Source organism: Mycobacterium sp. UM_WGJ (assembly GCF_000455125.1).
Taxonomy (GTDB): Bacteria; Actinomycetota; Actinomycetes; order Mycobacteriales; family Mycobacteriaceae; genus Mycobacterium.
In genome coordinates, this window is the sequence record NZ_AUWR01000095.1 from 1 (window position 1) to 13,705 (window position 13,705).

A 13,705-nucleotide genomic window follows, 5' to 3' on the forward strand; every position below is an offset into this window, starting at 1 on the left:
CGGTAACGGCGGTAACGCTGGTGCGGGCTCGAGTGCCACCAATGCCAGTGGTGACGGCGGCAACGGTGGCACCGGCGGGTCCGGCGGAGATGCACTGTTCGGTGCCGGACCGAACTCGGGTTCGGCCGGTGATGGCGGTAAGGCGTGGGGAACCGGCACCGGCGGCGCTGGCGGTAACGGTGGCAATGCCGGGCACAGCGGCAACGGTGGTGATGGCGGTGACGCCACGGGTGCGGGTAACGCCGGCAATGGCGGCGACGCCGGCGGGACGGCACATCTGGGTGGCGGTGTCGGTGGCCGCGGTGGTGACTCGGTGGCCGGTGACGGCGGCGCCGGTGGCAACGGCGGCAATGGTGGTGACACCGGTTCGGTGGCCGGCAACGGTGGCGACGCACTGGGCACCGGCAACGGCGGCAACGGCGGCTGGGGCGGCCTGGGCGGTTGGGGCGGCACCGGTGGTGTCGGCGGTAACGCTCTGGGGGCCACCGGCACTGGTGGCGCCGGCGGCAACGGCGGTAATGGCGGTGACGCACTGGCCACCGGCGGCACCGGCGGCGACGCCACGCTCGTCGGCAACGGCGGTAAAGGTGGCGACGGCGGCTGGGGCGGCGTGGGCCGCGAGGGTGCGGCCGGCGGCAATGCCGCTGGATCGGGCAGCGGTGGCCAGGGCGGCAACGGCGGTGACGGCGGGGTCAACACCGGTGGCGGCCACGGCGGTAACGGTGGCGATGGCACCGCGACGCAAAACGCAGGCAATGGTGGCGCCGGCGGCGATGGGGCCGGTGGTGCGCTGACGTTCGCTCCGCCGTATCAGTTCGGTCAGGGCGGCAACGGTGGCGCCGGCGGTAGCTCGGTGTCGGGTACTGCCGGTGGCGACGGCAATGGCGGCCAGGGTTCCAGCGGTAGCCGCGGTGGCGACGGTGGCAACGGCGGCACGGGCTTCACTGCCACGGCGGGCAGTGGCCAGTCCGGGACCGATGGTGGCAATGCCGGTGCCGGTGGCGCCGGTGGTGCCGGCGCGGTGGGTGGCTCCAGCGCTGATGGCACCAACGGTAACGGCGGCAACGGCGGCAACGGCGGCAACGCGGGTGTCGCGGGCAACGGCGGTGGCGGTGCCGGCGGCGGCGGGGGCAGCAACGCCGGTAGCGGCGGCAACGGTGGCGAGGGTGCCGACGGCGGCGCGGCGGGCGCCTTCGGTTTGGCCGGCACCGGTACGGGCGGCAGCAATGGCAGTGCGGGTAATGCCGGCACCGACAGCGCCGGTGGGCAAGGCGGCAAGGGCGGCGATGGCGACGGCCTGATCGGTGCCACCACGGCCGCGCAGAACGGTGGCACCGGCGGCAATGGCGGCACCGGTGGCTCGCATGCTGACGGTGGCACCGGCGGCACCGGCGGTAAAGGCGCGACCGGTCAGGCGGGAATCAGCGGCGCCACGCCCGGCGCTTCGGCGACCAGCGCCGGCGGTACCGGTGGCAACGGTGGTGCCGGTGGTACCGGTGGTGCCGGTGGAGCGATCTCCGGTGTCAGCGGTGATGGTGGTCAGGGCGGCGAAGGTGGCACCGGTGGCATGGGCGGCTCCGGGGTCGATGGTGCCGCCGGCACCGACAACTCCGGCAACACCGGTGTGGACGGCGGCAACGGCGGCACGGGTGGTAACTCCACCGACGGTGGCGCCGGTGGTGTGGGTGGCGCCGGTGGTGCGGCCGGCGCGGCCGGCGGCGGCGGCACAGGCCAGCACGGCCTCGGAGGCGAGGGCGGCGACGGTGGCTCCGGTGGCACCGCCGGCAATGGTGGCAAGGGTGGCGACGGCGGCGACGGTGACGCTGCTTCGAACACCGAGGCCGGGAAGGGCGGTAACGGCGGGACCGGCGGTCTGGTCGGTAAGGGTGGCGCCGGTGGTGCCGGCGGCGACAACGGCGACGGCACCAATGCCGCGGCCGGGGAGCACGGCGCGGTCGGCCTCGGTGGCGACGGCGGTAACGGCGGTAACGGCGGCGACGGTGTCGGCCAGTACGCCAATGGTGACGGTCAAGCGGGTGCGGCCGGTGGTAACGGCGGTAACACCGGCACGAACGCCTACTACGGCTTGAAATCGTCGGGCAATGGCGGCGCCGGTGGTAACGGTGGTGCGGGCTCGGCCGGGGCGGACAGTGCTACCGGTGACGGCGGCACCGGTGGTGCCGGCGGTGCGGGCGGCGACGGTGGCCAGGGCGGTTTCCAAAATGGCCACGGTGGTGACACCACCGGGCAGGGCGGCGCCGGCGGTAAGGGTGGCGCTGGCGGTGCTGGTGGCGCCGCGACGGGCTCGACCGGTAACGGTGGCGGCGGTGGTGCCGGTGGCAAGGGCGGCACCGGTGGCTGGGCCGGCAGTGCTCAGACTGCTGGATCTGTCGCTGGCGGCGGATATGACTACACCGTGGTCGGCGGCACCGCCGGTGCCGGCGGTGACGGTGGTCTCGGTGGCGGCGGTGGTGCTTCCAACGCGGCTACCGGTGGCACCGGTGGTGCGGGCGGTCTGGCCGGTGACGGTGGTCGCGGCGGTTGGGGCTCCGACCTTGGAACCGACGGCGGTGCCGGTGGGGCGGCAGGCAACGGCGGCAACGGCGGTGTCGGTGGCGAAGGCGTCTTCGGTGGCACCGGTGGTGCCGCCGGCGACGGTGGTGTCGGCGGCCACGGTGGGCACGGCGGCTACGGCGGGGGCACTGCGGCCGGGAATGCCGGTGCCGCAGGCGTCGGCGGTAACGGTGGCACCGGCGGCAAGGGTGGTGCCGGCGCCGACGAGACCAGCGGAGGTGGCGGTGGTGCCGGCGGTACCGGCGGCGAAGGCGGCGAGGGCGGTACCGGGGGCAATCCAGCCGCGGGCAGCGGCATGGACGGCGGCGCTGCGAGTGACGGTGGTAAGGGGGGCAACGCCGGGGCCGGCGGGGCCGGCGTTGGCGGCGGCGCGGACGGTGCCAATGGCCACGGTGGCGATGGCGGCCTAGGCGGCCGCGGTGGCCAGGGCGGTAGCGGTGCCAGCGGCACCGCCGCACACCTCGACGGCGGCGACGCGGGCAACGGTGGTGCTGGTGGCAACGGCGGCGCCGGTGGTGCGGGCATCAATGGTGTCGGCGGCGGCAACGGCGGTCGCGGCGGCCAGGGCGGCCAAGCCCTCGGTGGTGGTAGCGGTGCCAACGCCCCGGCAGGCAGTGGCCTCGACGGCGGTAACGGTGGTGCCGGCGGCAACGGCGGTGCCGGGGGCCAGGGCGGCGCCGGTACCGACGGCGGCCAGAACGGCAACTTGGGTACCGGTGGATGGGCCGGCAGCGGCGGTGCGGGCGGTAAGGGTGCCGCCGGCACCGCTACGGCGGACGCCGGCAACGGCGGTAAGGGTGGTGCGGGCGGTAACGGTGGTGCCGGCACCAACTACTGGGCGACACCGGATGACTACCACCCGGGCCAGGCCGGTAACGGCGGTGCCGGTGGTGCCGGTGGTGCCCAGGGCACCAGCAGCAATGCTGCCGGCAACGGTGGTGACGGCGGCGCCGGTGGTACGGCCACCGGCGGGCCCGCGGGTAACGGTGGCGGCGGCGGTGTCGGGGGTACCGGCACTACGGCTGCCGGCGGTGCCGGTGGTGACGGTGGTGCAGGTGGCAACGCCACATGGGGTGCCACCGGTGCTCCCGATGGGGCAAACGGCGTAGCCGGGGGCAACGGTGGTGCAGGTGGTGCCGGCGGCAACGGCGTGGGCGGTGGCACCGGCGGTAGCGGCGGTAGCGGCGGTGACGGCAGCGACGGTGGTAACGGTGTCGACGCGGTCGTCCCGGGTGCTGCGGGCGGTAGCGGTGGTAACGCCGGCGCTGGCGGCAACGGCGGTTCGGGCGGCAAGGGCGGCACGGGCTTGTCCAGCAGCGCCGGCGGCGCGGGCGGTAACGGTGGCTCCGGTGGTGACGCCGGTGAGGCCGGCAACGGCGCCGACGGGCTCGGTGGCGGCGGCGGTGTTCTGGCGGGCAATGGCGGCAACGGCGGTAACGGCGCCAATGGCGGTGCCGGCGGCGCGGCCGGCGCCGGGGGCACCGGTAACAGCACTGGCGCAACCGGAACAGTCGGAGATGCGGGCACCAGCAGTGACGGTGGCAACGGCGGTCGCGGCGGTGATGCCGAAGGCATGAGCGGGTTGATTCCGCAGTCCGGTGGCACCGGCGGTAACGGTGGCAACGGCGGCACGGGCGCTAAGGGCGGTACCGGTGGTGTCGGCGGCTCCGGTGCCTCGGTCGGTGACGGCGCGGTCGGCGGCGACGGTGGTGCCGGCGGCGTTGGTTGGCTCGGCGCCGGTATCGGCTACGGCGGCGGCGGCGGTGGCGGCGGTGGTGGCGCCTACGTCGGTGGCAGCGGAACGGCCAGCGGAGTCACGGCGACCGGCGGCAACGGCGGCAACGGTGAGAACGGCACCGCGACCGGGCCTGGCGCTGCCGGCCAGACCGGTGGCATCGCCGAGGTCATCATCGACGGCAACGTCTCCAACGTGACGATCACGGGTGGCAATGCCACCGCTGATTTCGCGGGCGGCAGCGCCACCGTCACGATCGATTCCGGCAGCACGATCGAGGACAGCTCGGTCACCGGTGGTAACGCCGGCAGCGGCGGCGCCGGCGGCAACGCCGTGCTGAGTGCCACCAACGGCGGGGCCATCTCCGAGAGCCACGCGACCGGTGGCAACGGCAGTGACAGCGCCGCCGGCGGTAACGCTTACGTCACCGCCGACGGCGCCAACAGCGCCGTCACCGACAGCTCCGCGACCGGTGGTAACGCCGGCGTCGGTGACGCCAACGGTGGCGCCGGGGGTACTGGTGGTGCGGCGGTCGTGGGCGCCACCAACGGTGGCAGCGTCGACGGCGGCACCGCCAACGGTGGTACCGGCGGCGACGGCAGCAATGGCGGAACCGGTGGCGGCGGCGGAATCGGCACCGTCACGGCCGACGGTGCCGGCAGTGCGGCCACCGGTACCGCGACCGGCGGCGATGGCGGTGCCGGTAAAGCCGGTGGTATCGGCGGCGACGGCAACACCGGTTACATCTCGGCGACCGATGGCGGCAAGGTCATCGACGACCCGGCGGTGGGTGCACCCGCCACCACCGCTACCGGCGGTTCCGGTGGCACCGGGGCCAACGGTGGTACCGGCGGCAAGGGTGGCCTCGGCGGCGTCGAAGCACACCAGGATGGAACGTCGTACGGGCAGGCCACTGGTGGTACGGGCGGGACCGCCACCGACGCCGACAGCCTGGGCGGCAAGGGCGGCAACGGCGGTATCGATGCCGGCGAGGCGCACAGCGGCCTGGGTGGACCTGGCGGCACCGCGCACGGCACCGCGATCGGCGGCGACGGCGGCGCAGCCACCGGTGGCGGCAAAGGCGGCAACGGCAGTTACGGCAGCATCAACGCCGGTGGTGCCGGCGCGGAGGCCAGTGGCACCGGCCACGGCGGTAATGGCGGCGACGGCCTCAATGGCGGCACCGGCGGTAACGGCCAGAACGGCCAGGTGGCGGCGCTGGGCGACGGGACATACGCCAGCGGGACCGGCCAGGCCGGCAACGGTGGTGACGGTGACGGGTCGGGCAGCAAGGGCGGCGACGGTGGCCTGGGTTGGGTCCGCGCGCTGGCCCAGGACAGCACTATCACCAACGGCAGCTCCACCGGTGGTGACGGCGGCACCGGAAGCGCCGGTAAGGCCGGCGGCGCGGGCGGTCAGGCGTACGTGCAGACCAACGCCACGGGCGACACGATCACCAACGGCACCGCGGACGGCGGCAAGGGCGGTGACAGCGCCAACGGGGTCGACGGTGGTCAAGGCGGTCGGGCACAGGTCTTCGCCGGTGACCCGAACACGGTGACCTCCGGCGGCGACACCATCACCAACAGCGGAGCCACCGGCGGGGACGGTGCAGCCGGCCACAATGGCGGGACCGCACTGCTGCAGGCCACCAACGGCGCCAGCATCTCCGGTAGCCAGGCAACCGGACAGGACAGCAACGCCACCGCCAACGGCGGATCGGCCAGCCTCACGGCCGATGGCGCCAACAGCAGCATCACCGACAGCTCAGCCACGGGCGGTAAGGCGGGGGTGGGCGACGCCACCGGCGGCACCGGCGGCAACGCCGGCAACGCCAGCGTCACCGCCACGGCGGGCGGCACCATCACCGACGGCTACGCGGTCGGTGGTGACGGTGGTGCCGGAAACAACGGCGGCAGCGGTGGCATCGGCGCTATGGGCGCTGTTAGCGCTGACGGGACCGGTAGCTCGGTCACGGGTGTCGCCACGGGAGGTAACGGCGGGAACGGCAACGCCGGCACCGGTGGTGCAGGCGGCACGGGGTACCTCGATGCCAGCCACGGTGGCAAGGTCACCGGCGACCCGGCAGACCCGACCAGCGCCACTACCGGCACGGGCGGCAACGGCGGCGACGGAGTCAGCGGTGGAAAGGGTGGCACCGGCGGCCTCGGTCACGTCACCGCCGGCCAGGACGGTACGTCGTATGGCCAGGCAACCGGCGGGACCGGTGGTCAGGCCACAGGTATCAACAGCGTGGGCGGCAACGGCGGCAACGCCGATGTCACCAGCGCCAAGGTTGCACCTGGCGCGGGTAACCTCGCCGGCGGCGGCCCCGGCGGGACCGCCCACGGAACCGCGATTGCCGGAAACGGCGGCGACGCAACCGGCGGGGGCCAGGGCGGCAACGGCAGCTACGGCAGCATCCTGGCGGGTGGCGTGGGCGCTGAGGCCAGCGGCACCGGCCACGGCGGCAACGGTGGTGATGGCTTGAACGGTGGCACTGGTGGTAACGGTCAGAACGGCCAGGTGTCGGCGCTGATCGACGGGGCGACGGCCAGCGGTATCGGTCAGGCTGGCAACGGCGGTGACGGCGACGGTGCTGGCAGCAAGGGCGGCGACGGCGGTCTGGGGTGGGTCCGTGCGCTGGGTCAGGACAGCACCGTCACCAACGGTCACGCGGTCGGTGGTGACGGCGGTACTGGCAGCCTCGGCCACAAGGGCGGCGCTGGCGGCCAGGCGTACGTACAGACCAACGAGGTCAACGACAAGATCATGAACAGCACCGCAAACGGTGGGACCGGCGGCAACAGTGCCAATGGTGCTGACGGGGCCGGCGGAGGCCGCGGTCAGGTCTACGCCGGTGATCAGGGCACGACGACTGGCCTGCCCGGCGTGAATGCCATTACCGGCAGCAGTGCCACCGGCGGCGACGGCGGAGCCGGCCACACCGGTGGCAATGCGATGGTGCGAGCCACCAATGGCGCCAGCATCGCCGATGCCCAAGCCAGCGCCGGTGACAGCACCGACACGGCAACGGGCGGTTCGGCGACGCTGACGGTCGATGGCGCCACGAGCGCCGCCAACGGCGCCAGCGTCACTGGTGGTAACGCGGGGGCTGGCACCGGTGGCAGCGTGGGCGGTAACGCCGGCAGCACCACTATCGCCGTGACCGGCGGCGGCAGTGCCACCGATGTGCATCTGTCCGGTGGTGCCGGCGGCGCGGGTGGTGCGAACGGCACAAACGGTGGTGTGGGCGGTAGCGGCGGTACGGGCGTCGGTATGAGTCTTTCTGTCGGTGCGGGCACCAACTACAACGGCCTCAGCATCAACGGCGGCAACGGCGGCGACGGTGGCACCGGTGGCAATGGCGCCAACGGCGGCGCCGGCGGCAACGGCGGGACGGCGAGCATCAGCGGCGGCAGCACCACCAGCGGCACCGTGACCGGCGGTGACGGCGGCAAGGGCGGTGCCGGTGGCACCGGATTCGCCGGCGGCAAGGGCGGCAACGGTGGCGCGGCCAGCCTGTCCACCAGCACCGGTGGCACCATCTCGTCCGACAGCTCTTCGATCGGCGGCAACGGTGGCGACGGAGGTGCCGGCTCGGCGACCGCGGCCGGCGGCACCGGTGGTCTCGGCGGTTCGTCGACGATGTCCGCCCTGAACAACGGCGTCATCGACGGTGGTCACGTCACCGGCGGCGACGGCATCGACGGCGGTCCCAACGGTGCCAATGGTGGCGCGGGAGCAAATAACTCGCTGATCGTCGACGGTACCGGCAGCAAGGTCGTCGACACGACCATCACCAACGGCCACAACACCGCGAACTTCGCCGGCGGAGCGGCCACCGCGACTGTCAGCGACGGCGGCGTCATCACCGGCAGCACGGTCACCGGCGGTAATGCCAGCGAGACCGCGGCCGGCGGCGCGGCCACCCTGGCCGCCATCGGCAACGGCAGCCTGATCTCCGGCAGCCACGCGACCGGCGGCAATGCTGGGGACACCGATGGCTCAGTCGGGGCCACGGGTGGTGGTGGCGGCGCGGCCGGCATCACCGCGGCCAATGGGGCGCAGGTCACCGACACCACCGTCAAGGGTGGCGCGGGTGGTTATGGCCAGGACGGCGGCTCAGGTGGCGAAGGTGGTGTCGCGGTGGCCGGGGCGACCGGGGCCGGCAGCACCATCACCGGGGAGGCGTACGGCGGCGCCGGCGGTCTTGGCAATGCCGGGACCGGCGGTGACGGCGGTAAGGGCGAGTTGCTCGTCGACGTCGCGGGTGGCTCGGTCGGTGGCGGCGGCAATACCGCTGTCGCGGTCGGTGGCGACGGTGGTGCCGGAAACTACGGTGGGGTCGGCGGTAACGGTTCCTGGGGTGAGCTGGAGTCCAATGGCCCGGGAGGCAACTCCTACGGTGTGTCCACGGGTGGTTCCGGCGGTGAAGCGACTGGGAACGGCAGTATCGGCGGCAACGGTGGCAGCTCTGACATCCAGAGCTCCAAGACCACGTACTTCTTCGGGAACCCGAGTGCCGGCGGCGATGGCGGGACGGCGAGTGGCACGTCGACGGGCGGTGACGGTGGTGCCGCCTACAACGGCGGACACGGCGGTAATGGCGGCAAGGGCAGTATCGCCGCCGGTGGGACGGCCGCAGTCGCCAGTGGCACGGCCAACGGCGGTGACGGCGGTGTCGGCAACGGCGGTACTGGCGGCAACGCCGGAACGGCTCGGGTCAACGCGCTGGGTGAGAACAGCAGTGCCACCGGTAGTGATGCCAACGGCGGACAGGGCGGTGTAGGGATCAACGGCGGCACCGGCGGAAACGGCGCCGATGGCAACGTCGCGGCCGGGCTCGACAGCGCCGGAACATCGAGCGATCACCCGTCGGCGAACAATGCCACCGCCACTGGCGGCAACGGCGGTACGGGTACCGGTGCCACCGGCGGTAACGGCTCCGAGGGTGATGTCTACGCGGTCAACAGCCAGAACGCGGACGGGCAGACCGCCACCGGCGCCAACGGCGCGAACCACCCGTAACCCAACCCGCCTAACCCATCACGGCCCGGTCACTCGACCGGGCCGTGATGGTGTCGTCGATGTCGCCGCGGGCCGTCGCCTGACGGAGCCGACGTGCGGCGCTGACGCGCATCCTGAGAAGTCGACCCCGGCACCTCGTGCTCCGGATGTTTGCCACGGGGAACTGCCGTTTAGGGCAGAGGACGCTGGGCGCGATACGAGGCACCGCTGGCTTGCGTCTGGGGCGGGAAAGAACGTCGCGGACGCCCCTGGAGAGGCCAGGCCGACGTGATTCTTCCAGCCTTCGGACGGCAGACTCCCAGGTTAGCGGGCGCAGAGTGAGCCGTAGTCGAGTTATGTGGTCTGGTTAACCACTATTACCCACTTGCTAACCGCAATTACCGAAGCGTAGTTCTATTTAATGAACTCGGATTGACTCTTCCGGAATCAGTGTTAATCTCGCAACGCAGGGCTCGCTGTGGGCTATCTGTGTAATCGTTAAGGAGAAGTTTGGTTATGGGCCGTCACCGCCAGGACAAGGGTCGTCGTAGCAACCGGATCATCGGTGCGGGTAGCGCGGTTGGTGCCTTCCTCACGTTCGGGATGGCTCCGATGGCGGCGGCTCCGACGGCGCGTGCGGACTTCGACGACGTGCTCATCGATCTGTTCGGTCAGGACCTCGGTGACGCCTTCAACGGCCTCGCCCTTGACTTCGGCGATCAGGACGCCTGGGCGACCGTCCTGGACCCCTCCAGCTGGTCCTTCGTGTTCGACAGCTTCGGTGCGCCGGCCGCCTGGGACGCGGTGCTGGCCGACCTGAACCTGAACATCTTCAGCGGCGCCACCGACTTCAGCCTGCCGGGTTCTGCCCAGTTCAACTTGTTTGACTACAACTTGCTGATGCCGTTCGGCAACGGCGCCGATGGCACCGCCGATAACCCCGACGGCGCTGCCGGTGGGTGGATCTATGGCACTGGTGGCGCGGGCTGGGACGCCGATGGCATAGCCGGCATTGACGGTGGCGCCGGCGGCCAGGGCGGCTTGTTCGGTGGCGATGGCGGCGCCGGTGGCGACGGCTGGGGCACGGGTGACGGTGGCGCCGGTGGCAGCGCCGGTTGGTTCGCCGCCTTCAGCCAGGCCGGCGCCGGTGGTGCCGGCGGTCTTGACGGTGGTACCGGCGGTATGGGCGGCGACGGTGCCATCCTCGCCTGGTTCAGCGACGCCGGTGTCGGTGGTGTCGGCGGTGGTGTCGGCGGTGCCGGTGGTAAGGGCGGCAACGTCGGGTTGTACTCCTGGTTCAGCAGTGCCGGCGCCGGTGGCAACGGTGGTAACGGCGGGAACGGCGGCGACGGCGGCAACGTCGGCTGGTTCTCCTGGTTCAGCGACGCCGGCGACGGTGGTGACGGCTACAACGGCGGCGACGGTGGTACGGGAAGCCTGCTTGCCCTATTCAGCAGCAGCGGTGGCGCCGGTGGTGACGGCATCGGTGGTAACGGCGGTGACGGTGGTGGCGTCGGCTGGTTCTCCACGCTCAGTGACGCCGGCGCCGGTGGCGACGGCCACACCGGTGGCAATGGTGGCGGAGGCAGCCTGTTCGGCGGCTGGAGCAACGGTGGTGCCGGCGGTAATGGCAACGACGGTGGCAACGGCGGTGACGGTGGCAGCGCGGGCCTGTTCTCCTGGTTCAGCCGTGGCGGAGCCGGCGGTGACGGTGGTACCGCCGACGACTTGGGCACTGCCGGTGGTAACGGCGGCACCGGTGGCGACGCGGCCCTGTGGGGCGTGTTCAGCACCGCCGGCACGGGTGGTGCCGGCGGCAACGGCTTCGCCGGCGCGGCGGGTGCGGCCGGCAGCTTCGCCAATGGAGGCGACGGCAACGGTGGTGCCGGCGGCAACGGCGGGAACGGCGGGAACGGGGGTGCCGGTGGTAGGGGCGCTTACCTGTTCGGTGCCGGAGGTAACGGTGGTGCGGCCGGTGACGGCGGTAAGGGCGGCGCCGGAGGGGCGGGCGCCGACGGCACCGACGGCGCAGTGGCCGGCGCCGACGGCACCAATGGTGGTAACGGGGGCGTCGGCGGTAACGGCGGCGCGGCGGGCAAGGCTGGTGTCGGTGGTGCCGGTGGTTGGTTCATGGACGACGGCGCGGCTGGTGCGGCCGGCTCGCAGGATTCCGGTGGCCAGGGCGGTAACGGTGGTAACGGTGGCGCCGGCATCGACGGTGCGGACGGTGATGCTGGGACCGCAGCGCACCCCGACGGTTTCGACGGTCAGGCCGGCGGACACGGCGGCAACGCCGGCCAAGCCGGTGCGGGTGGTCAGGGCCCGGCGGGTCAGGCCGCCAGCGGTACGGCGGGCACGGCCGGTAAGGGTGGCAGCGGCGGCGTCGGTGGCGCCGGGTATGACGCCGCGTCGGATGCGACTGCGGTAGCCGGTACCGCTGGTGGCAATGGCGGCGCCGGCGGCGACGCGGGCCTGGGTGGCTTGCAGGCCGATGGCATCACGCGCGGGGCTTCGGGTGCGGGCGGTGTTGGCGGTGCCGGTGGCGACGGTAAGGACGGTGCTGCCGGTGCCGCGGGGACCGCGCTGAGCCCGGACGGCAAGGCCGGTGGCGCCGGTGGTGCCGGCGGTAACGGCGGCCAGGGTGGCCTTCAGGCCAACGGCGCCCATGCCGCGCAGGGTGTTGGTGGCGACGGTGGCGCCGGTGGCGCGGGCGGCGCGGGCTATGACGCGCTCGCCGCGGGTGCCGCCGCCGGTACCTCGGGCGGCAATGGTGGTGCCGGGGGCGCTGGCGGTACCGGTGGCACCGGTTCCGCCGCGGGCCAGCACGGTGCCGGTGGCGTCGGTGGCAAGGGTGGTTCGGGCACTGACGGCGCCAATGGTGGCGCCGGTACTGCCGGAGATGCCACCAACCCCGATGGTGGCGCGGGCGGCAACGGCGGTAACGGCGGTAACGCTGGCGTCGGTGGTGCTGGTGGTGACTCCGGTGGCGGTAACTACGCCGCCAGTGGCGGTAATGGTCTTGCCGGTAAGGGTGGTAACGGTGGCGTCGGCGGCGCCGGTTATGACGCTGCGTCCGACGTCGGTGCGGCTGCGGGCACCGCGGGCGGCAACGGAGGTGCGGGCGGCAACGCAGGCGTGGGTGGTCTGCAGGCCAACGGCACCACCCGTGCGACCGGAGGTACCGCCGGTGTCGGTGGTGACGGCGGTGACGGCAAGGACGGCTCGGACGGGATCGATGGCACCCAGGCCAACGCGAACGGCACGGCGGGTCAGGCCGGCGGTGCCGGTGGCAACGGCGGTCAGGGCGGTCTGAGAGCCGACAACTCGCGTGCTGCTGATGGCGATGGCGGTAACGGCGGTGCCGGCGGTAAGGGCGGCGCCGGCTACGAGGGCCAGAACGCGGCCACCGCGGGCGCGGCCGGGGAGAACGGCGGCAACGGTGGCGCCGGTGGTGCCGGCGGTGTCGGCGGAACCGGCACGAATGCCGGAGCGCACGGTGTCGGCGGCGCGGGTGGTGACGGCGGATCCGGCGGCAAGGGCGCCGATGGTGCGGCCGGCGCGGCCGGAACGGCCGCGAACATCGATGGGGCCGCAGGTCAGGCCGGTGGCGCCGGCGGCAACGCCGGTAAGGGCGGCGCCGGTGGCGACAGCGGCAACGGAGCCACCGCCGCTGACGGCAGCGACGGTTCCGCCGGTGTCGGCGGCAAGGGTGGCGCCGGCGGTCAGGGCTTCGACGGTCTCAACGGCTCCAACACCGGCGTCGGGCGCATCGACGGCACCAACGGTGGCGCCGGTGGCGCCGGTGGCGCCGGTGGCTTGGGTGGTTTGCAGGCCGACGGCGCGACCCGGGCCACTCAGGGCGATGGTGGCGCCGGTGGCGCTGGCGGTAAGGGCGGCAATGGTGGCAACGGCGTGGCCGGAGCTACCGCGGGTGCTGCGGGCACCAACGGTGGCGTTGGCGGCAACGGTGGCGCCGGTGGCGTCGGCGGCCAGGGCACCAACATCGGTGCGGCCGGTCTCGGTGGTGTCGGTGGTAACGGTGGTAACGGTGGTGCAGGCGCGGCCGGTGCGGTCGGCAACAACGGCACGGCTGATCACGTAGACGGCACGGCTGGCGGCAATGGTGGGGCCGGCGGTAACGCCGGCAAGGCCGGCAGCGGTGGATTCAGTGGCGCCGGGGTCCAGGCGGCTGGCGGGAACAATGGCACGGCCGGAGTTGGTGGTGCCGGCGGTCAGGGTGGTACGGGCTTCGACGGTGCTGATTCCACGAGCGCGGGTGTGTCCGGTGGCAACGCTGGTGCCGGCGGTAACGGTGGTAATGGTGGCCTGGGTGGCCTGCAGGTCGATGGCAGCACGCGCGCCACGCAGGGTGCCGGTGGCGCTGGT

2 protein-coding genes are annotated in these 13,705 nt (G+C 73.0%); both read left to right on the plus strand.

What is annotated here, in order from left to right; translation table 11 throughout:
* Nucleotides 1-9,340: hypothetical protein (locus N416_RS23645; RefSeq protein ID WP_024444013.1), on the plus strand; the 9,340-nt coding region annotated here is incomplete at its 5' end.
* 495 nt (nucleotides 9,341-9,835) lie between these two features.
* Nucleotides 9,836-13,705: PGRS repeat-containing protein (locus N416_RS23410; RefSeq protein WP_024444014.1), on the plus strand; the 3,870-nt coding region annotated here is incomplete at its 3' end.